The 19,915-nt window shown below is 74.9% G+C and carries 16 protein-coding genes; 10 read left to right on the top strand and 6 right to left on the bottom strand.

Annotated features, from left to right (window positions below; all coding sequences use genetic code 11):
- Positions 1–21 precede the first annotated feature (21 nt).
- The gene (bdeA, locus tag IE109_RS19585; RefSeq protein WP_229891263.1) at positions 22–954 is read right to left on the bottom strand and encodes a bis(hydroxyethyl) terephthalate hydrolase; all 933 of its coding nucleotides are present in this window, start codon (positions 952–954) and stop codon (positions 22–24) included.
- 181 nt (positions 955–1,135) lie between these two features.
- On the opposite strand from bdeA, the gene IE109_RS19580 reads away from it, so the two are divergent.
- The 4 genes from IE109_RS19580 (at position 1,136) to IE109_RS19565 (ending at position 8,167) form a co-directional block, all read left to right on the top strand.
- Positions 1,136–1,801 (top strand): TOPRIM nucleotidyl transferase/hydrolase domain-containing protein, encoded by a 666-nt coding sequence (locus IE109_RS19580; protein WP_189552229.1) that lies wholly within the window; start codon positions 1,136–1,138, stop codon positions 1,799–1,801.
- Between the two features lie 880 nt (positions 1,802–2,681).
- Positions 2,682–3,053 carry a hypothetical protein gene (locus tag IE109_RS19575; protein WP_189552228.1) on the top strand — a complete coding sequence of 124 codons (372 nt, stop codon included), beginning with the start codon at positions 2,682–2,684 and terminating at the stop codon, positions 3,051–3,053.
- A gap of 193 nt (positions 3,054–3,246) precedes the next feature.
- Complete coding sequence (locus tag IE109_RS19570; RefSeq protein ID WP_189552227.1) at positions 3,247–7,182, top strand: WD40 repeat domain-containing protein; 3,936 nt, start codon at positions 3,247–3,249, stop codon at positions 7,180–7,182.
- Positions 7,183–7,321: 139 nt separating this feature from the next.
- The gene (locus IE109_RS19565; RefSeq protein WP_189552226.1) at positions 7,322–8,167 is read left to right on the top strand and encodes a C40 family peptidase; all 846 of its coding nucleotides are present in this window, start codon (positions 7,322–7,324) and stop codon (positions 8,165–8,167) included.
- A gap of 32 nt (positions 8,168–8,199) precedes the next feature.
- Here the strand turns inward: IE109_RS19565 and IE109_RS19560 are convergent, their stop codons facing one another.
- A complete protein-coding gene (locus IE109_RS19560; protein ID WP_189552225.1) occupies positions 8,200–8,586 on the bottom strand; it encodes a VOC family protein in 387 nt (128 codons plus the stop codon).
- A gap of 263 nt (positions 8,587–8,849) precedes the next feature.
- Between IE109_RS19560 and IE109_RS19555 the strand changes: the two genes are divergently transcribed.
- Both IE109_RS19555 and IE109_RS19550 read left to right on the top strand, forming a co-directional pair.
- The gene (locus IE109_RS19555; RefSeq protein ID WP_189552387.1) at positions 8,850–10,907 is read left to right on the top strand and encodes a discoidin domain-containing protein; all 2,058 of its coding nucleotides are present in this window, start codon (positions 8,850–8,852) and stop codon (positions 10,905–10,907) included.
- A gap of 34 nt (positions 10,908–10,941) precedes the next feature.
- Positions 10,942–12,003, top strand: coding sequence for a lactonase family protein (locus tag IE109_RS19550; protein ID WP_229891262.1), 1,062 nt, complete (start codon positions 10,942–10,944; stop codon positions 12,001–12,003).
- A gap of 1 nt (position 12,004) precedes the next feature.
- Here the strand turns inward: IE109_RS19550 and IE109_RS19545 are convergent, their stop codons facing one another.
- Positions 12,005–12,229 carry a hypothetical protein gene (locus tag IE109_RS19545; RefSeq protein ID WP_189552224.1) on the bottom strand — a complete coding sequence of 75 codons (225 nt, stop codon included), beginning with the start codon at positions 12,227–12,229 and terminating at the stop codon, positions 12,005–12,007.
- Positions 12,230–12,336: 107 nt separating this feature from the next.
- Entirely contained in the window at positions 12,337–13,047 is a 711-nt protein-coding gene (locus IE109_RS19540; protein ID WP_189552223.1) for a hypothetical protein, read from the bottom strand.
- Between the two features lie 223 nt (positions 13,048–13,270).
- Between IE109_RS19540 and IE109_RS19535 the strand changes: the two genes are divergently transcribed.
- A complete protein-coding gene (locus tag IE109_RS19535; RefSeq protein WP_189552222.1) occupies positions 13,271–14,167 on the top strand; it encodes a GNAT family N-acetyltransferase in 897 nt (298 codons plus the stop codon).
- A 126-nt stretch (positions 14,168–14,293) separates the two neighbouring features.
- Positions 14,294–15,088, top strand: a complete 795-nt coding sequence (locus IE109_RS19530; protein WP_189552221.1) for a hypothetical protein — start codon at positions 14,294–14,296, stop codon at positions 15,086–15,088.
- A gap of 6 nt (positions 15,089–15,094) precedes the next feature.
- On the opposite strand, the gene IE109_RS19525 is transcribed toward IE109_RS19530, so the two are convergent.
- Complete coding sequence (locus tag IE109_RS19525; RefSeq protein ID WP_189552220.1) at positions 15,095–15,976, bottom strand: diacylglycerol/lipid kinase family protein; 882 nt, start codon at positions 15,974–15,976, stop codon at positions 15,095–15,097.
- Between the two features lie 36 nt (positions 15,977–16,012).
- Positions 16,013–17,608 (bottom strand): FAD-binding oxidoreductase, encoded by a 1,596-nt coding sequence (locus tag IE109_RS19520; protein WP_189552219.1) that lies wholly within the window; start codon positions 17,606–17,608, stop codon positions 16,013–16,015.
- A gap of 74 nt (positions 17,609–17,682) precedes the next feature.
- Between IE109_RS19520 and IE109_RS19515 the strand changes: the two genes are divergently transcribed.
- Both IE109_RS19515 and IE109_RS19510 read left to right on the top strand, forming a co-directional pair.
- Complete coding sequence (locus IE109_RS19515) at positions 17,683–18,282, top strand: TetR/AcrR family transcriptional regulator (protein ID WP_189552218.1); 600 nt, start codon at positions 17,683–17,685, stop codon at positions 18,280–18,282.
- A complete protein-coding gene (locus tag IE109_RS19510) occupies positions 18,279–19,880 on the top strand; it encodes a glycerol-3-phosphate dehydrogenase/oxidase (RefSeq protein ID WP_189552217.1) in 1,602 nt (533 codons plus the stop codon). Before IE109_RS19515 ends, IE109_RS19510 begins: the two co-directional genes overlap by 4 nt.
- The last annotated feature ends 35 nt before the right edge of the window (positions 19,881–19,915 follow it).

Raw genomic sequence — 19,915 nt, 5'->3', positions numbered from 1 at the left:
CGGCCGCCACCGGGGCGGCGGTCAGGAGGTGTGCGGGCAGTTGCCGCGGTACTCCTCGATGGTCAGGCTGGGCCGCGGTATCGGGCACAGGAACTGCTCGTAGCGGGTGTCGTTGTCGATGAACCGCTTCAGCCACGAAATGCTGTACTTGGCGATCGTGGTGTCGGAGGTGTTCGGGGTGAAGTGGCTGGCGTTGTTCAGTTCGAGGTACGCCTTGTCGAGCGTGGACGGCAGCGACTCGTAGAACGGCTCGGAGTGCGTGGCCACCGGGGCGATCGTGTCACCGTCGGCCCCGATCACCAGGGTGGGCGTCCTGAGTTCGGGCCAGGTCTTGTCGGTGTTCCAGCCGGTGAGCGGGATGGCCGCCTGGAGGGACGGCCGGCTCTTGGCCGCCTCCAGGGTGCCGCCGCCGCCCATGGAGTGCCCCATGACGCCGAGGCGGGTGCTGTCGATACGGCCTCTGACCGTGCTGCGCTGTGTCAGGTGGTCGAGCGCGGCCAGCAGCTGGCGGCCCCGGCTGTCGGGCTGGTCGACGGTGGTGATCGTGTCGATGGTGAAGACGACGAAGCCCTGGGAGGCCAGGCGGGGCCCCAGCCAGGCGATGGACGACTGGGTGCCGGTGAAGCCGGGCGAGATCGCCACCGCCCCGAACGTACCGTCGCTGGTGGTGGTCGGGTAGTAGATGGTGCCGCCGCCGAAACCGGTGACGCTCAGCGACGAGACGCTGGTCTGGGAGACCGCGTACGGGCCGCGCGTGGCCTCGATGCTGGACGTGGTGGGGGCCGGACCCCGTTCGTAGGGGTTGTCCGCCGCCTGGGCGCCCGGCGACATGGCGGTGTTCAGACCGGCGACGGCCAGGAACGCCACCAGGGCCGCGACGACCGGCCTGCGCCGGCGGCGCCTGCCCTCGGCGGGAGCGGGTGCGGGGGACGCGTTGATGCTGTGCTGGTGCACGACGGAGTCGTCCTCTCTGTTGTGGCGCGTACGTGCCGGTGCGGCCGGTCCGTCGCGCCGTGGCGGGTGGGGGTTGCCACTGTCACGGCGGCCCGGGCGGCGTGGCATCGGTGTAATCACCGGCCTCGGCGGGGCGGAAATTCAGCCACGTCGCTCGCGCGTCTTTGCGAGACTGGCGTCGATGAGCGATGTCGAGGGTTTCCGGTCGGCGGCGGTCGCCTGGGCGGCGGGCGGCCACGGCGCGCGGTCGGCCGCGGCGAGAGCGAGGGAACTGGCCGCTCGCGCCCGGCCCAGGAGGGTCCTCCTCGTCGAGGGCCCCAGTGACCGGGTGGCGGTCGAGACGCTGGCCGCGCGGCTGGGCCGCGACCTGGACGCGGAGGGGTTCCCCGTCGTCCCGCTCGGCGGCGTGACGAGCATCGGGCGGTTCCTCGAGGTCCTCGGCCCGCGGGGGCTCGGTCTCGACGTGGCGGGGCTGTGCGACGCCGCGGAGGAGCACTGGTTCCGGCGCGGGCTGGAGCGGGCCGGACTCGGCGACGCCCCCGGCCGCGCCGACATGGAGCGGCGCGGCTTCCATGTGTGCGTGGCCGACCTGGAGGACGAGTTGATACGGGCGGCCGGGGCCGAAACGGTCCGGCAGGTCATCGTCGACGAGGGCGAGTGGCGGGCGTTCCGCACCTTCCGGAACCAGCCCGCGCAGCGGGAGCGGACCGTGGAGCAGCAGTTGCACCGGTTCATGGGCACGCACAGCGGCCGCAAGTCGCAGTACGCGCGGGCGCTCGTCCGGCGGCTGGAACCGGCGCGTGTCCCCCGGCCCCTGGCACGCCTGCTCGCGGACGCGACGGCCTGACGATGCCGACAGGGATACGCACAGCGGAGGATGTGCTGTGGCCGCCCGGCTTCTACGGTGCTCAGCACGTACTCGCGCACCGGAGGGCAGTCACATGATCGAAGAGTCGGGGAGCGACCACTGGACGGACCGTGAGACGGACGCGGAGCTGACCGTCTTACTCGGGTTACCGGCCTGCCGTTCCACCAGAAGGGAACGGGAACCCCGGGACCTGGGCCAGTTCCGGGAGCCGGCCCACGGCATCCGGCGCGACGCGGCCCGGGAAGCGCACTCCTGCCTCACGTTCCCCGCTCCTTCGTGCTGACACCGCCGGGAAGGGCCCGCTCACACCGGCCGCGACCGGCACCACGACCAGCCCGCCCGCCCGCGCGGGCACCACGTCCCAGCCGCCGCACGCCACCGGCCCCGCACCCTCCCCCGCCGCCACCGGGGCCGACGCCTGGGCCACTCGACTACCTTGAGCCCCTTGAGCCCCTTGAGCCCCTTGGCCGGCTCGGCTCCCCGGGGCCACGTGTGCCGCCACCGCTACCACGACTCCCAGGGCCACCACCGCACACTCGGCCCCTGGGCGACCCCGGCCGTCACATCGGCCACCACCGGCCCTCTCCCCAGAGCCGCCGGGGCCCCCGGACGACGTCCCAGGGCCCGCCACTCCCCCACTGCATCCCTCAGGCGCGGGGGTGCCGGCCGCGCGGGGCCGGATCCGGTGGCGGCTACGTGACGGTGCTCCGGGTCCGTTGACTCACCGCTCCCGGGCGGCTGGTCACCGGTGGTTTCCCGGGGGGCGGCGCGACGGGCAACGGGAAACCCGTTCACCGCGGTGGGCGCCGCGGCAAGTCTGAGGTCGTCAGCACACCGCAGGACCCAGCAAGGGGGAACCATGCGCAAGGTGAAGATGATGAGGGCCGCCGCGGCACTCGCGCTCGCCGTCGGGACGATGACCACGGTCACCGCCACCCAGGCCCAGGCGGCGGAGGCCGCCGCCAGCCACGGGTGCGCCTCGGGGTACGTCTGTCTGTACCCGGGTGCGGGCTGGAACAACGACCGCCCGACGCACCGGTACTACACGTACGGGGCTCACAACCTCAGCAACATGTACGGGACGTACCGCATCTTCAACAACCAGACCGGCGGGGCCACCGTCCGGACCTGCACCGGGTACAACGGCACCGGCTGCCAGGGCTACCTCCCGCCCAACCAGTACATCGACAAGGACATGACGCCGATCAACTCGATCACCCTCCAGCCGTAACCCCGAGCCTCCCGGCATCGTGGACAGCTTCCGGCACCGCCGACCGGGCGGCGCCGGAAGTCCTGTTCACGCCACACCGGACGAATCGTCCGGTCGGCCGTCGGACCCCCGCTGTAGCCTGGGCTGCTGTCATCTCACAATCTGGGCGTACCTGGCCATGGGGGATGCTTTGGGGGATCCGGATCGCGGACGGATGACCGACCGTCCGCACGAGTTGCCCGACGACGCCGCGGTGACCTTCTCCGCGCGGCTGAGGGACCTGCGGCTGCGACGCGGGCTGTCACTGGCCGACATGGCGCGTCAGACGCACTACAGCAAGGGCTATCTGAGCAAGATCGAGACCGGTGCCAAACGGGTCACCATCGACGTGGCGCGCCGGTGCGACCAGGTCCTGCGCGCGGAGGGCGAGTTGCTTCGCCTGGTGCGGCAGGCGCCGGCGCCCCACCCGCCGGCCGAGCGGCCGGACGACCACTGCCCCTACCGGGGCCTGTCGGCGTTCGGCCCGCAGGACGCGGGCTGGTTCTTCGGCCGGGAGCGGGTGACGGCCTCGCTGGTCGAGCGGGTCTTCGACCGGATCGGCGGCGGACCGCTGCTGGTCGTCGCCCCGTCCGGCGCGGGCAAGTCGTCGCTGCTCAACGCCGGTCTCGTGCCGGCCATGCGGCGCCCGGGCGGCTTCCCGATGGCGGGGGCCGACGGGTGGCCGCTGGTGATGTGCACGCCCACCACCCAGCCGCTCCAGGAGCTGCTGGACCGCACGGGGAAGGCCCTGGGCAGCGACCTCGGCATCGGTACGCGCGACCTGCGCGACCGGCCGGAGCTCCTGCTCGAAGCCGTCCGCCGGCTGACGGACGCCCCGCCGCCCGACCGCCGGACGGTGCCGGGCGCACGCGAGCCGCGGGACGGCGGGCCGGAGGCCGGCGGGCGGGACGGCGGGCCGGAGGCCGGCGGGCGGGACGGCGGGCCGGAGGCCGGCGGGCGCCGCCCGCCGCCGGTCCGGCCGGTGTTCGTCGTCGACCAGTTCGAGGAGCTGTTCACGCTCTGCCCCGACGAGGACGAGCGGCGCGCGTTCGTCCGCGTGCTCACCGCCGTCGCCACGTCCCGGCCGGAGATCACCGGGTACGACGCGGCCGTGGTGGTGATCGGCGTGCGGGCCGACTTCACCGGAAGGTGCCTGGACCTGCCCGAGCCGGCGTCGCTCTTCACCGACGGGCTGTTCGTGCTGCCGCCGATGTCGGTGGCCGAGCTGTGCGAGTCCATCACGCGCCCGGCGCGGCTCGCGGGGGTCGCGCTCGAACCGGGGCTCGTTCCCCTCCTGTTGCGGGACGCCGGCCTGCGCGACGACGCGGGTGCGCCGGGCCCCGCGGGTGCGCCGGAGCGCGCCCCGTCCGGCGCTCTGCCGCTGGTCTCCCACGCGCTGATGGCCACCTGGCAGCGGCGGGAGGGCGCCACCCTGACCGTCGCCGGGTACGAGGACACCGGCGGCATCCAGGGGGCGGTCGCCCGTACGGCCGAGGACGTGTTCGCCCGCCTGTACCCGGCCGAGCAGCGGACCCTCCGCCGCATCCTGGTGCGGCTGGTCCACATCGCCGAAGGGGCGGGGGCCACCCGGCGGCGGATGAGCCGTACGGCGCTGCTGGAGCAGCTGGCGGACGCGGAGGGCGCGGCGGACGCGCTCGACGCCTTCGTACGGGCCCGGCTGATCACCATGGACAGCGACACCGTCGAGATCACCCACGAGGCGCTGCTCCACGCCTGGCCCCGGCTGCACGGCTGGATCCACGCCGACCGCGCCGGGCTGCTGATCCACCAGCAACTGGCCCACGACGCCGAGGAGTGGGAGCGCGAGGGTCGCGACCCGTCCGTCCTCTACCGGGGGACCCGGCTGGACACCGTGCGAGCGTGGGCCGAGGAGCTCGACGGCGCGAGCAGGCTCGGCCCCCGGGAAACGGCGTTCCTGCGGGCGAGCCGGGCGGAGGAGGAGGGCCGGGCGGAGCAGGCGAGACGCCAGGCCAGGTGGCAGCAGCGGATGCTCGCCACCCTCGTCGTGCTGCTGGCCCTCGCCCTGACCGCCGGAGGCGTGGCCTACCAGCAGCGGGCGGGCGCCCTCGGCCAGGAGCGCGTGGCGCGCTCGCAGGCGCTCGCGGTGCGGTCCACCTCGCTGGCCTCCGGTCAGCCGGAGGCGTCCATGCTGCTGGCCGAGGAGGCGTACCGCACGGACGCGACGACCGAGGCGCGCGGGGCGTTGCTGAGCACCCAGTCGCAGGCGTTCGCCGCCCGGCTCCGCGGGCATCGCGGGCCGGTCAACGCGGTGGCCTTCGCGCCGCGTGGCGGGCTGCTGGCGTCGGCGAGCTCGGACGGCACGGTACGCCTGTGGCGGGTGGCCGACCGCCGGACGACCGCGACCTACACCGTCCGCGGGCGGGTGCGCGGGGTCGCCCTGGCCCCGGACGGGCGGACCCTCGCGGCGACGTCCACGGACGGGCCCGTACGGCTGTGGGACACGACCGGGCGGCGGACGGGGTCGGTGGTCCTGCCGGCGCGCACCACCGGGGCGCGGGCCGTGGCGTTCGCGCCGCGCGGGCGGACGGTGGCGGTCGCGGGTGCCGACGGCACGGTCCAGCTGTGGGACGTGGCCGGAGCGCGGACCGTGGCGTCGCTCACCGGCCATGCGGGGCGGGTCAACGCCCTGGCGTACGCCCCCGACGGGCGGACGCTGGTGTCGGCGGGGTCGGACCGGACCGTACGGGTGTGGGACGTCGCCGGCGGGCGGCCGCCGGCCGTGCTGCGGGGGCACACCGACGAGGTGCTCGGTGCCGCGTTCGCCCCGGACGGACGGACGGTGGCCACCGGGGGCGTGGACCGGACGGTGCGGTTGTGGGACGTGGCGGGGCGCCGACCCGCGCGGGTGCTGACGGGGCATGACGACGACGTCAACGCGGTCGCGTTCACGCCGGACGGCACGATGGTGGTCGGCGCGGGCGGTGACGGCACGACCCGGCTGTGGGACGTGCGCAGCGGCCGGCCGGCCGTGACGCTGACCGGGCACACCGACTACGTGCTCGGCGTGGCCGTGGATCCGGGTGGCGCGGTGCTGGCCACGGCCGGGTTCGACCGGTCGGTGGCGCTGTGGGACCTGCGGGGTTCGGTGCTGACGTCGCATCCGCTGTCCGAGATCTGGCAGGCGGCCTACAGCCCCGACGGGAGACTGCTCGCCACCGCCGACGCCGACCACACGGTGCGGCTGTGGGACGTGGCGGGGCGCCGGGTGGTGGCGACGTTCACCGGCCACCGGGAGACGGTCTTCTCGGTGGCCTTCGCGCCGGACGGGCGGACGCTGGCGTCGGCCGGGTCCGACGGGACGGTCCGCCTGTGGGACGTCGCCGGGCGCCGCCCGCCCGTAACGCTCACCGGCACGCGGGGGGACGTGTTCTCCGTGGCCTTCGCGCCGGACGGGCGGACGCTGGCGTCGGCCGGGTCCGACGGCAGGATCCGCCTGTGGGACGTGGCGTCGCGCCGGCCCTCGGCCGCCCTGCCGGGCCATACGGACTTCGTCAACGACGTCGCGTTCAGCCCGGACGGACGGATGCTGGCGAGCGCCGGCGACGACCTGACCGTACGCCTGTGGGACGTGGGCTCCCGCCGGCCGCTGGCGGCGCTGACGGGTCACACGGGTGCGGTCCGGGGCGTGACGTTCGGCCCGGACGGCGGGATGCTCGCCAGCAGCGGCAACGACGGCGCGGTGCGGCTGTGGGACATCCGGTCGCGCCGCTGCGTCGGGACGCTGACCGGCCACACCGGCTCCGCGCGGGGCATCGCCTTCTCCCCCGACGGGCGGACCCTGGCGAGCAGCGGCAACGACCGCACGGTGCGGGTGTGGGACGTGCCGGGGCGGCGGCTGTGGGCGGCTCTGACGGGTCATACGAACGCGGTGTGGGGCATCGCGTTCTCCGGTGACGGGCGGACGGTGGCCAGCAGCAGCAACGACGGCACCGTGCGGCTGTGGAACCTCGACGTCGGGACCCGGCTGGCGGAGATCTGCCGGGTGCGGCAGCGCATCGGGCCCAAGGAGCGGGAGCGGTTGCTGCCGGACGTCCCCGCGGGTGCGGGCGGGGCCTGCGCCGGGCGCTGAGGCCGCCCCCGCCGCCGGGTTTCCCGGGGTGTTTCCCGTTGCCCGTCCGGACGGGGCGCCGCCGGGACCTCGACGGCCGCGGGTCATGACGAGCAGGCTGCTCGCCAGGCAGGTACGTCTCAAGGGAACGAGGTCAGGGATGCTTCGCCGCTCTCCGCTCATCGCGGCTCTCTTCGGTCTGGTCGCCGTCCTCCTCTGGGCGCCCGCGTCCCCGCCGGCCGTCGCCGACGGCGCGTGCGCCGTCCGGGCGCCCGGGGCCTCCGCCGCGGCCGAGCGCGCCGTGGCCGCCGCGTGCGAGCAGGTGGCGGCGGGCGTCTGGTACACGTGGGGCGGCGGGCACGGCGCGAAGCCCGGCCCGACGTACGGGCAGGTCGACCCGACCGACCCGGCCAGCGAGCACGACCCGGAGCGTCTCGGCTTCGACTGTTCCGGGCTGGTGCGCCACGCCTACGCGAAGGCGACCGGGGAGGACCTGCTCAACGGCGTGGCCGGCGCCCAGTACTACACGCACCGCGCGGCGCAGCGCTTCACCGCCGGCCAGGGCCTCGCCCCGCTGGTCCCCGGCGACCTGCTGGTCTGGGGCACGTCCCAGAAGCTGCACCACATCGCCCTGTACCTCGGTGACGGCCGGATGGTGGAGGCGCGGCAGTCCGGCACCAAGCTGATGGTCAGCGACGTCCGGCTCGGCGGCGGGTACTTCGGCGCCGTCCGGGTGGACCCGGGTCCGGTGACCGGCCATGTCTTCCGGACGTGGGGCACCGGTGTGTGGACCAAGGCGCAGCCGTCCGTCAAGGCCGCGCGCGTGTACGCCTTCCCCGGCCCGACGACGATTCGCGTGCAGTGCCAGAAGCACGCGGAGACGGTCACCGCTGACGGCCACACCAATGACGCCTGGTCCTACCTGCCCGACTACGGGGCGTGGGTGACCAACATCTACATCCAGGGGCCGGCGTGGCTGGACGGGGTGCCCACCTGCACCGTCTGACGTCGCGGCGGGTGCGTGCGGGGCGGCTCGCGTCAGGGGCGGTAGCGCAGCGGGTGGTCCCCGGGCACCTCGGTCAGCACGATGCGGTGGCCGTCCGGGTCGGCGATCCACATCTCGATCAGGCCCCAGGGCTCCCGCACCGGCGCCCGCAGCACCTCCACGCCCCGGCCGGCCAGCTCCTCGTGGGCCGCCGCGCAGTCGGCGACCTGCATCCACAGCCGCAGCGTCCCGGTCGGCGGTTCGTCCGAGCGGCCGGACACCTCGAGGAACCCGCCGCCGAGGAAGTAGACGGTCCCGCGCTCCGGGCCGGTACCGAACTCCCGGTAGACGGCGAGGCCCAGGGTCTCGCCGTAGAAGACGCGGGAGGCGTGCGGATCACGGGGACGCAGCAGGATCCTGCTGCTCAGTACGTGCACCATACCGGGACCCTACGCCGACGGGGCCGGTCGGGGGAGCCGGTCGGGGAAGGACGCGGGGCGGTCGGGGGAAGGGCGCGGGGGGCGGCGGCTCACCGAAGAGACGATCCGTCATGTGCGTCGCCGCTCTTGACTGCTCACGCGCCAGCCGCGATCCTCGTCGCGCGCGTGATTTATGCGGACATGACAATCACCGCGAGGGGCCGGACCTCCGGGCGCCCGGCTCCCCGACGGTGCCGCTTCCGGCTGGAACACGGGTGACGACCATGTCATTGCGCTCGCACGGCAGGCTCACGGTCCTCGCGGTACTGTCCCTGGTCCTCACCCTGCTGACCCCGGGCCCCGCCCCGGCGGTCACCGGGGCCGAGGCCGGCGCCGGCTGGTGGGACCCGGTCGCGCGGCCCGCCCCCGACTCCCGCATCGGCGTCACCGGGGAGCCGTTCAAGGGCACCGACGCCCGGGGCCGGGTCAGGGGCTTCGTCGACGCGCACGACCACCTGATGTCCAACGAGGCCTTCGGCGGCCGGCTGATCTGCGGAAAGCCCTTCTCGGAGGCCGGCGTCGCCGACGCGCTCAAGGACTGCCCCGAGCACTACCCCGACGGCTCCCTCGCGGTCTTCGACTTCATCACCAGGGGCGGCGACGGCAGACACGACCCCGACGGCTGGCCCACGTTCGAGGACTGGCCCGCGCACGACTCGCTGACGCACCAGCAGAACTACTACGCCTGGGTGGAGCGGGCCTGGCGCGGCGGCCAGCGCGTGCTCGTCAACGACCTCGTCACCAACGGGGTGATCTGCTCGGTCTACTTCTTCAAGGACCGCGGCTGCGACGAGATGACCTCCATCCGCCTCCAGGCGCGCAGGACGTACGAGATGCAGGCCTTCGTCGACCGGATGTACGGCGGGCCCGGCAAGGGCTGGTTCCGGGTGGTCACCGACTCGGCCCAGGCCCGCGAGGTGATCGAGCAGGGCAAACTGGCCGTCGTCCTGGGCGTGGAGACCTCCGAACCGTTCGGCTGCAAGCAGATCCTGGACGTCCCGCAGTGCGACCGGGCCGACATCGACCGTGGCCTCGACGAGCTGTACGCGCTCGGCGTCCGCAGCATGTTCCTGTGCCACAAGTTCGACAACGCCCTGTGCGGCGTCCGGTTCGACTCCGGCAGCCTGGGCACGGCCATCAACGTGGGCCAGTTCCTGTCGACGGGCACCTTCTGGAGGACCGAGAAGTGCGCCGGCCCGCAGGCCGACAACCCCATCGGTGGCGCGCCGGCCGCCGAGGCGGAGAAGAGGCTCCCGCCGGGTGTCTCGGTCCCGGCGTACGCCGCCGACGCGCGCTGCAACACCCGCGGTCTGACCGCGCTGGGCGAGTACGCCCTGCGCGGGATGATGCAGCGGAAGATGATGATCGAGATCGACCACATGAGCGTGAAGGCGACCAGCCGCGTGCTGGACGTGCTGGAGTCCGCGTCGTACCCCGGCGTCCTGTCCTCGCACAGCTGGATGGACATCGACTGGACGGAGCGGGTCTACCGCCTCGGCGGGTTCGTCGCCCAGTACATGCACGGTGCCGAGGCGTTCACCGCCGAGGCGCGGCGCACGGACGCTTTGCGCGAGAAGTACGGCGTGGGGTACGGCTACGGCACCGACATGAACGGTGTCGGCGGCTGGCCGGGACCGCGCGGCGCCGGCACGCCGAACCCCGTGCGGTACCCGTTCCGCAGCGCCGACGGCGGCTCGCTCGTCGAGCGGCAGACCACCGGTGAACGCACCTGGGACGTGAACACCGACGGCGCCGCCCACTACGGCCTGGTACCGGACTGGCTGGAGGACATCCGGGTCACCGGCGGCCAGGACGTCATCGACGACCTCTTCCGGGGCGCCGAGTCCTACCTCACCACCTGGGGCGGCTCCGAGCGGCACCGCGCCGAGAACCTCGCCGCCGGCTCGACGGCCTCGGCCAGTACGTCGGAGTGGCACCCGTTCACCAGCTACGCGCCCGGCCGCGCCGTGGACGGCGACCCCGGCACCCGCTGGGCGAGCGGCTGGAGCGACCCCCAGTGGCTCGGCGTCGACCTGGGCGCCACCCGCACCGTCGCGCGGGTCACGCTCGACTGGGAGCGGGCGTACGGCAAGGCGTACCGCGTCGAGGTGTCCACCGACGGAGAGGCGTGGCGGACCGTCTGGTCCACCACCGCCGGTGACGGCGGCCTCGACACCGCGCGGTTCACCGCCGTACCGGCGCGCTTCGTGCGCGTCACCGGGATCGAACGCGGGACCGAATGGGGTTACTCGCTGCGCGAGGTCGGCGTGTACGGCGCCTGACGGGACGGCCCGTGCCTACAGTGCCCAGCCAGTCGTGGAACGGCAGGAAGGGCATCGCGTGCACTGGGCGTACATCGGCTCGTTCACCTCGGGGGGTGGCCGCGGCATCACGGTCGCGGCCGTCGACCCGGACACCGGGGCGCTGACCCCCCGCACGAGTGTCGACACCGTCACCAACCCCTCCGGTCTGGCCCTCGACCCCGGCACCGGGGTCCTGTACGCGGCCGGCGACACCGATCCGGGTACGGTCGCGGCGTTCCGCACCGGGCCGGACGGCACCCTCGCCCCGCTCGGCCCGGCGGTCGGCGTGGCGGGCTCCGGCCCCGCGCACCTCTCCGTGGCCGGCGGACGGCTGTACACCGCCAACTACGGCTCGGGCAGCGTCAGCGCCTTCGCGGTACGGCCCGACGGAAGCCTGGCCGGGCCGCCCGCCGTGCTGGCCCACCACGGCTCGGGCCCCGACGCCGAGCGGCAGCGGGGGCCGCACGCCCACCAGGTGCTGACCGCCCCGGGCGGGCGGTGGGTGCTGAGTGTGGACCTGGGCACCGACTCGGTGCGGGTCTGCGCGGCCGACCCGGCCACCGGAGGGCTCCGGGTCCACGCGGAGACCGCGCTGCGGTCCGGCTCGGGGCCGCGTCACCTCGCCTTCCACCCCGCCGGCGAGGTGGTGTACGTCCTGCACGAGCTGGAGCCGCTGATGACGGTCTGCCGGTGGGACGCGGCGGCCGGGCGTCTGGAGCCGCTGACGGAGGTGGCCATCGATTCCGGGGGCGCCCCCGCCGGGGAGCGGGTGTACCCCTCGGTCGTCCACGTCGCGGCCGAGGGCCGGTTCGTCCGGGCCGCGGTGCGCGGCGCCGGCACCGTCCTGACGTTTTCGCTCGCGGACGGGGCGGAGAAGCCGCGGCTCACGAGCGCCGTGGACTGCGGCGGTGTGTGGCCGCGCGATCTGGTGGCGGGCCCGTCGGGACGAACGCTGTACGTCGCCAACGAGTGGTCCGGCGACGTGACCTGGTTCCACGCGGACCCGGAGAGCGGTGCGCTGCGGCGCGGCGGCCGGGTGGAGGTCCCGGCCGCCGCGTGCGTGGTCCTCTCCTGACTCAACGGCCGTCGCCGCCCGGCCGGATCGACGCCTTGGACTGCACGGTGTCGACCGTGCGTACGGCCTCGTCCACCACGTGGCCGCCGAGCCGGCCGTCGAGTCCGACGTGGACCTTGTCGATCAGTCCCCCGTTGAGGGACTCGGCGTGGGCGGTCGCGGGGACGGCCAGGGCGGCGCCGGTGAGGGCGAGCAGCGCGAGAGCGCGCGTGGCGGTACGTGGCATGCCCGGCCAACGACCGCCCGGCCGAGCCGGTCACGGACCCCGTCGCCCGTCCGGCGCAACCGGCGGGCCGGCCGGGGCGTCCCCGCCCGCAAACCACGCAGGAAAGATCAGCAGGAGTCCTCCATGTCCCCACGCCACACCCTGGCCGCGGCCCCCTCGGCAGGAATCACGCCGGCGCGGCGGGCCAGGTCCACCGCCGTCTCCAGCCGCTCGGCGGGCACGCCGTCCGGCCGGGCGGCGGCCAGGAGCGCCGCCACGGCGTCGAGGTCCGCGGTGCGGGCCTCCGCGCGTTCGCGGAACCGGGTGACGGCCTCGTCCAGGGCGCGCCGCCCGTCCCGCGTCAGCTCGTCGGCGCGGGCGAGCGCCGCCGTGAGCGCCTGGAACTCCGGTTCGGAGTCCACCCACGGCGCGGCGCCCTCGAGACCGTCCTCGGGGAGCTGCTCAGGGTAGGGGGCGCGGTGCCAGGCGCCGTCGTGCCACCAGTACACGAAGCCCAGCAGGTTGCCGTCGGCGTCGTCGCGCAACAGCTCCCACGGCAGCCAGTCGGGGCCGCCGGTGAGGAAGTCGACCTGCCGGCCGTCGATGTGGGTGTGGCTGCCGTCCGGGTCCTGGCCGGCGAGGACGGCACGCCCGTCGTCGACTCGGGTCAGCCGCCACCAGCCGCCCGCGCCGGTGCTGTGGCACCACAGTCCGTGCTCGTCCAGGTCGTGTTCGGGCCGGCCGTCGCGGCAGGCTCCCTCCACGAGCGCGAAGGTGACGGCCCGTGCCCAGAGGCGGGCCGGGTGGTCGAGGTCTTCGGGAAGGCTCGGCGCGTGCACGGTGGTGGTCCCCCTCTGAACGGTGTGCGGGGGCCAGCCTCACACAGAAACCGCTGGACACCGTCGCCGGGGGCCGCCTAGCGTGTGCACCGACGCCCACGACAGCGGAAGGGAGGCGAGCGCCGTGCACAACTCACGTTCCCCGCGCTCCCGTTGCCTTTCCCCGGCGTCTCTGGCCTGACCGGGAGCGCTTCACCGCACATTTTCCCGGAGGACGACTCCCATGGCCGACACGGTCATCCGCGCGCTCGACGCGAGCGACGCCCATCTCTTCGACACCCTGCCCGACCCCCTCGGCGCGCGTGCGGCGCACGCGCGCAACACGCACCGGCCCGAGTGGAAGCGGGTGGCGCTGCGCGACGGCGTCGTCGTCGCGCGCGGTGCCTGGTGGGGCGGTGCCGACGACGAGACCCCCGTCAACATCAATTGGTTCGACGTCGCCGAGGGCGAGGAGGAGGCGGGCGCCGAACTGCTGCGCACCGCCCCCTTCCAGGTCGAGCTGGAGATCAACCTGCCCGCCGGCTGGCGCGACGACCCCGTCGCGCGCGCCGCGTGGGAGACCCGGCTGCGGGCCGCGCGGGCGGCCGGCTACGAGGTGCTGGTCGAGCGGTACATGTACCGCTGGACAGCGGATCACGGTCTGCCCGAGCGGCCCGGGCGGCTGACGTTCGCGGCGGAGCCGGACGACGCCGTGTTCTTCGACACGCTGCGCCGTGTCCACTCGGCGACGCTGGACGCGCACGCGCTGCGCGCCATCGCCGAGGGCGGCCTCGACCAGGCGGCGCGGGAGGAGCTGGAGTTCTTCCACTGGTGCCCGTCGCCGCGTGAGTGGTGGCAGGTGGCGTACACGCCGGACGGCGACCTGGCCGGCCTCCACATCCCCGCGCACAACCCCTCGGGGCCGTGCGTCGGCTTCATCGGGGTGGTGCCCGAGCAGCGCGGGCGCGGGTACGCGTACGACCTGCTGGCGGAGTGCACGCACTTCCTGGTCGAACGGGGTGCCACGTTCGTCGCCGGTGCCACGGACCGGGGCAACGTGGCGATGGCCGCCGCCTTCGCGAAGGCGGGGTACCCGGTGGTCCGCGAGCGCGTCAACCTGGTCCCGGGCTCCGGGGGCTGACGGCCGGTCACCCGGGGGCGCGCGCCGGCGCGCGTCCCCGGGTGGTCACCCCGGGCCGTGTCCCCGTGGTGCCGTCACCCGCCCGATCGCCTGCGCCGTCGGGCCGGGAGCGGCTAGCGTCCCGCCATGTCAACCGAACGCACACGGCCCGCCGTGACGGGTCACTACGACGTCCGCCGGGGCGCCGCCGCGTACGCGCCGATCGTGGGCGCCTTCGGCGCCCTGTCCGTACCCGCGACCATCGTCCTGTTCACCACCGCCGGGACGGGCGACACCACACTCGTCAGCCTGGCGGCGGGGCTCCTGGTCGTCGCCATGATCGGGAGCCTGACCGGTTCGATCGCGCTGGCGGCGATAGGCGCCGAGGTGGACGAGACCGCGAACCTCCCCGCCGCCGTGATGTTCGTGGCGGTGCCGGTCGTGGTGTCCTTGGTGTCGGTGCTGTCGGCGTTCGCGGTGCTGGCCGCCATCCACCTGCCCACGCAGAAGACGCTGTTCGCCGTGATCGCCGGGGTCGGCGGGCTGGCCGGTACCTACTTCACGTCGTTCGCCGTCGGCGACAGCTGGCACCCCGGGCCCCAGGACCCCGGCGTCCGGGAGGAGTGGCGGAGGCGTCAGTGGATCGGTTCGCGGGACGACGCCTACCGGCAGTGCGCCATCCTCGCCGCCGTCAGCAGCGTCCCCCCGGTCACCGGGCTCGTGCTGCGCCTGCTGGGTCTCCATGCCCAGCCGACGGAGTCGAGTGTGTACGCCCTGGTCGGGGCGGGGCTGGCGCTCGCCATGGCCGGCACCTTCTGCGGTGTCCAGCGCACCATGCACCCGCTGAGCGGCGACCAGCGGGGAGTGCGCCGGTACGAGGCGTACGGCACGGCCTTCTCCGCCGGCCTCTACACCCTCGCCGTCCTGGTCCTGCTGCCCTGAGGTCCCTCAGGACAGCACGCGCAGCGCGCCCGGCAGCACCCGCACGGTGACCGGCAGGGCCGCGTCGACCTCGCCGTCCGCGCCGTAGGGCAGGTCGCGGTCGGCCTCGATGCGGATCTCCTCGCCGCGCAGGACCTCGACCTGCGGGCGCCGCAGGTGCGCGCCGGTCCGGAGCTCGTTCATCATCGTGAAGAACAGGCGTTTGGGGGCGTGCCGGATGACGACGACGTCGAGGAGGCCGTCGTCCACGCGCGCGTCCGGCGCGACGCGGCGGCCGAAGCCGTAGAAGCCGGAGTTCGCGGCGACGACCGTGTAGCCGCGCCGTTCGTAAGCCGTGCCGTCGACGGTGACGCGGTACGTCGCCGGCCGCCAGCCGGCCACCGCGCGGGCCCCGCCCATGTAGTAGGAGGCGGAACCGCGCAGCAGCCGGGACCGGTTGGCGTACCGGTTGGCGACCGCGTCGACGCCCGCGTACACGCTGCCGAGCACCGCCACGCCCGCGTGGACGGCGGAGTCGACGCGGAGGGTGTCGACGGCGCGCGGGGTGCCGCGCAGCAGGACGGCGGCCAGGGCCTGGGGGTCGGTGGGCAGGCCCAGGGCCCGGGCGAAGTCGTTGCCGCGTCCGGACGGTACGAGACCGAGGGCGGCGTCGGTGCCGCTGAGCGCCCCGCCGACGGCGCCGGCCATGCCGTCGCCGCCCACCGCGAGCACGGCGTGCCCCCGGGCCGCCGCCTGGCGGGCCAGTTCGCGGGCGTGGTCGAGGCTGCGGCTGTAGCGGGTCTCCAGCCCTGCCCCGGCCTCCCGCAGGAGCCGGGCGACGGGCAGCAGGGCCGCCGTGCCGGCGGCGCTGCCGGCGGCCGGGTTGACGACGGCGGTGAACTGTCGCATGTGCGCGCCTCCGTGGGCAGGGCGGTGGGTGGGGACTCAGGGGTGGTGGACGGGCACGAGAACGCCCGGATTGAGCACCGCGGCCGGATCGAGTGCGGCCTTGGCCGCCTGGAGGACGCGGATCCCGAGGGGTCCGGCCTCGCGTACGTACCAGTCCCGGTGGTCGGTGCCCACGCCGTGGTGGTGGCTGATGGTGCCGCCGGCGGCCAGGATCGCCTCGTTCGCGGCGTGTTTGGCTGGGGCCCAGTGGGCGACGGGGTCCTCGCCCTGGGCGGAGACCACCGTGAAGTAGAGCGAGGCGCCGTTCTCGTACACGTGCGAGATGTGGCACATGACGAGCGGGGGCGTGCCCGCGTCGGTGAGGGTGGTGGTGAGGGCCTGGCGGACGCTCCGGTACAACTCCGGGAGGGCGGACCAGAAGGCGGCGGTCTCCAGGGTCTCGGCGAAGGCGCCGGCGTCGAGGAGCGCGTCGCGCAGGTAGGGGGCGTCGTAGCGGCCGTGGGCCCAGCGGTCCCCCGGTTCGGTGCCGGCGCACTCGCCGCCCGCGGCCAGGAGCACCCGGTGGGCGCCCGCCCGGCAGCGTTCGGTGTCGGCCTCGGTGCCCTCGTACCCGACGATCGCCATGCAGCCGGCGGAGTCGGTGGCGGCGTCGCCGATGCGGTCGGGGTGGGCGAGGCCGACGAAGGTCTCGGTCTCGTCGGACAGGCGCAGCACCGTCGGGCGGGGGCCGTCCTGGGCCAGCGCGCGCAGCGCGGCGGCGCCCGCCTCGAAGGAGGCGAAGCGCCAGCCCTCGTAGAGCCGCCTCTGCGGCAGGGGACGGATCCGCACGGTGACCGAGGTGATCACGCCCAGTGCGCCCTCCGAACCGAGCACCAGCTGGCGCAGGTCGGGTCCGGCCGCGGAGCGGGGTGCCCGCCCGGCGTCCCAGGTGCCCTCCGGGGTGGCCACGGTGAGACCGAGGACCATCTCGTCGAACCGGCCGTAGCCCGCCGATGCCTGGCCGCTGGAGCGGGCCGCGGCGAAGCCGCCGATGGTGGCCCACTCGTACGACTGGGGGAAGTGGCCCAGGGTGAATCCGCGTTCGTTGAGCAGGGCCTCGGCGTGCGGCGCCCGCAGCCCGGGCTGGAGGGTCGCGGTGCGGGAGACCTCGTCCAGGCCGAACAGGGCGTCCATGCGGCGCAGGTCCAGGGCGACGAACGTGGTGCGTTCGGGGGCGAGGCCGCCGACGACCGAGGTGCCGCCGCCGAACGGCACGGCGGCCACCTGGTGTTCGGCGCACACCCGCAGGACGGCGAGGACCTCGTCGTGGGTACCGGGCAGCAGGACGGCGGCGGGTATGTCGTCGACCTCGCCGGCGCGGATGCGCAGCAGGTCGGGGGTGGACTTGCCGCGGGTGTGGCGGACGCGGGTCGCGGCGTCGGTGCGCAGGTGGGCGGGGTCGTCGAGGCAGGCGGCGAGGGCGCGGCGCGCCTCGTCGGTGAGCGGGGAGGCGGGTACGGCGATGTCCTCCAGGGCGGCGGGGCCGTGCTCGCGCGGGGTGACGCCGAGCAGGTCTCGCAGCAGGCCGGTCACGGTGCCGGGCAGGGGTGCCGCCTTGGCCGGGTCGCCCCAGCCGCTCCACAACATGTCCACGGGGTCGTGTTCCTCACCGTCGGTTCGGTCTCCGGGCGTGCTCTGCGGCCCGCACTGGCGGTACACTGTGACAGATGACGCCCATTCGTCACAACCATTCGGACGGGGAAGCCGTCCTGGACGCGGCCCGCGACTGCGTCCTCGCCGTCGGCGTACGCCGTACGACGCTGACCGACGTGGCCCGCCGCGCCGGGGTCTCCCGCATGACGCTCTACCGCCGGTGGCCGGACGTACGGACCCTGGTTGGGGACGTGATGACCCGTGAGTGGGTCGCCCTGGCCGTGTCGGCCATGCCGGAGCGCGAGCCCGGCGCCCCAGCCAGGAGTGCCCTCGTCGACGGGCTGGTGGCCGGCGTCGAGGCGTTCCGCGCGCACCCGCTCTTCCACAAGATCGTCGACGTGGACCCCGAACTGCTGCTGCCCTACGTGCTCGACCGGCGCGGCGCCAGCCAGGACGCGCTGCTCGGGCTCATCACCGGCGCACTGGAGGAGGGGCACGCCGACGGTTCCGTCCGGCGGGCGCACCCCGCCCTCCAGGCCCGGTCCGTGCTGCTGATCGTCCAGTCCTTCACGCTCTCGCTGCGCACCATGACCGACGACTCGGACACCGCGCTCGACGAGGCGGCCTTCCTCGGTGAGCTGCGGACCCTCCTGGAAAGGACCCTCGTCCCATGAGCCACCCGAGCCCCACGCCGCACGCCCGCCCTTCCCGTGACGCGTCGCTGGACGCGGCGCGCCGCCGCCGGGAACTGGCCGGACTCGCCGAGGGCGCCCAGGTGGACGTCCTGGTCGTCGGCCTCGGCGCGACCGGCGCCGGCATCGCCCTCGACGCCGCCTCCCGTGGCCTGGCGGTCGCGGCGGTCGACGCCCACGACCTGGCCTTCGGCACCTCGCGGTGGAGCTCCAAGCTCATCCACGGCGGCCTGCGCTACCTGGCCTCCGGGCAGCTGGACGTCGCCCACGAGAGCGCCGTGGAACGGGGCATCCTCATGGAGCGGACGGCGCCGCACCTCGTCGGCGCGCAGCCGTTCGTCCTGCCGCTGACGCCCCTGGTGTCCCGGTCGCAGGCGGCGCTGACGCGGGCCGGGCTACGCGCCGGCGACCTGCTGCGCGCCTCGGCCCGCACCTCGCGCTCCACCCTGCCCGCGCCCCGCGCCCTGTCCCCCGTGGAGACCCGGCACATGGCACCGGTGCTGCGGTCCGCCGGACTGCGCGGCGGGCTGCTCTCCTGGGACGGCCGGCTGAGCGACGACGCCCGCCTGGTCACGGCCGTGGCCCGCACCGCCGCGGCGCACGGCGCGCGGATCCTGACCCGCACGCGCGCGCTGGCGCTGGACGGCGGCGGGGCGCTGGTGCGGGACGAACTGACCGGCGAGGAGGCCCGGATCAGGGCCCGCGCGGTCGTCAACGCCACCGGCGTCTGGGCCGGGGGCCTGATCGACGACATCCGTCTGCGGCCCTCCCGCGGCACCCACCTGGTGCTGCGCTCCGAGGACCTCGGCTCGCTCACCGCGGGCCTGCACATCCCGATCCCCGGTGAGGCGAACCGCTTCGTCCTGGTGCTCCCGCAGGGCGACGGACGGGTGTACGTGGGGCTGACGGACGAGCCCGTGGAGGGCGCCGTCCCGGACGTGCCCGAGGTTCCGGAGACGGACATCGGCTTCCTGCTCGACGTGCTCGGCTCGGCCCTGGACGTGCCGCTGGGCCGTGAGGACGTGATCGGCGCCTTCGCCGGGCTGCGGCCGCTGCTCGACACGTCCACCGCCCCGGGCTCGTCCCGCACGGCCGACATCTCCCGCAAGCACGCGGTGCTGACGTCCCGGGAGGGCGTGGTGACCGTGGTGGGCGGCAAGCTCACGACGTACCGGCGCATGGCCCAGGACGCCCTGGACGCGGTCGTCTCCGCGCGCGGTCTCACGGCGGGGCCCTGCCGCACGGCCTGCCTGCCGCTGGTGGGGGCCGCCGCCCGGGGCAGGCTCGCCGCCCTGGACGCTCCCCTCCGGCTCGTCCGCCGCTACGGCACCGAGGCCCCGGCCGTGCACGCCCTGGCGCTCGCAAACCCGGACCTGGCGGCCCCCGTCGTACCGGGCCACCCGGTCACGATGGCCGAACTCGTGTGGGCGGTACGCCACGAGGGCGCCCTCGACGAGGGCGACCTGCTCGACCGGCGCACCCGGATCGGGGTGGTGCCGCGGGACCGGGAGGCGGCACTGGGCGCGGCCCGTGAGGCGCTGCGCCGGGAGGAGGGCCGGCTCGCTCCACACGCCCCGTGAGGGCGGCGGGGGTCAGTTGCTGTGCCTGGCCAGGC

This window comes from Streptomyces lavendofoliae (genome assembly GCF_014649735.1).
Classification (GTDB): domain Bacteria; phylum Actinomycetota; class Actinomycetes; order Streptomycetales; family Streptomycetaceae; genus Streptomyces; species Streptomyces lavendofoliae.
Note: the sequence above shows the minus strand (reverse complement) of the source record. Positions and strands in the feature narration are given on the sequence as shown.

What these genes read in the sequence shown, in the direction of transcription:
- IE109_RS19580 (WP_189552229.1), top strand. Translation starts at nt 1,136, where the DNA reads ATGAGCGATGTCGAGGGTTTCCGGTCGGCGGCGGTCGCCTGGGCGGCG.
- IE109_RS19575 (WP_189552228.1), top strand. Translation starts at nt 2,682, where the DNA reads ATGCGCAAGGTGAAGATGATGAGGGCCGCCGCGGCACTCGCGCTCGCC.
- IE109_RS19570 (WP_189552227.1), top strand. Translation starts at nt 3,247, where the DNA reads ATGACCGACCGTCCGCACGAGTTGCCCGACGACGCCGCGGTGACCTTC.
- IE109_RS19565 (WP_189552226.1), top strand. Translation starts at nt 7,322, where the DNA reads ATGCTTCGCCGCTCTCCGCTCATCGCGGCTCTCTTCGGTCTGGTCGCC.
- IE109_RS19560 (WP_189552225.1), bottom strand. Translation starts at nt 8,586, where the DNA reads ATGGTGCACGTACTGAGCAGCAGGATCCTGCTGCGTCCCCGTGATCCG.
- IE109_RS19555 (WP_189552387.1), top strand. Translation starts at nt 8,850, where the DNA reads ATGTCATTGCGCTCGCACGGCAGGCTCACGGTCCTCGCGGTACTGTCC.
- IE109_RS19545 (WP_189552224.1), bottom strand. Translation starts at nt 12,229, where the DNA reads ATGCCACGTACCGCCACGCGCGCTCTCGCGCTGCTCGCCCTCACCGGC.
- IE109_RS19535 (WP_189552222.1), top strand. Translation starts at nt 13,271, where the DNA reads ATGGCCGACACGGTCATCCGCGCGCTCGACGCGAGCGACGCCCATCTC.
- IE109_RS19530 (WP_189552221.1), top strand. Translation starts at nt 14,294, where the DNA reads ATGTCAACCGAACGCACACGGCCCGCCGTGACGGGTCACTACGACGTC.
- IE109_RS19525 (WP_189552220.1), bottom strand. Translation starts at nt 15,976, where the DNA reads ATGCGACAGTTCACCGCCGTCGTCAACCCGGCCGCCGGCAGCGCCGCC.
- IE109_RS19515 (WP_189552218.1), top strand. Translation starts at nt 17,683, where the DNA reads ATGACGCCCATTCGTCACAACCATTCGGACGGGGAAGCCGTCCTGGAC.
- IE109_RS19510 (WP_189552217.1), top strand. Translation starts at nt 18,279, where the DNA reads ATGAGCCACCCGAGCCCCACGCCGCACGCCCGCCCTTCCCGTGACGCG.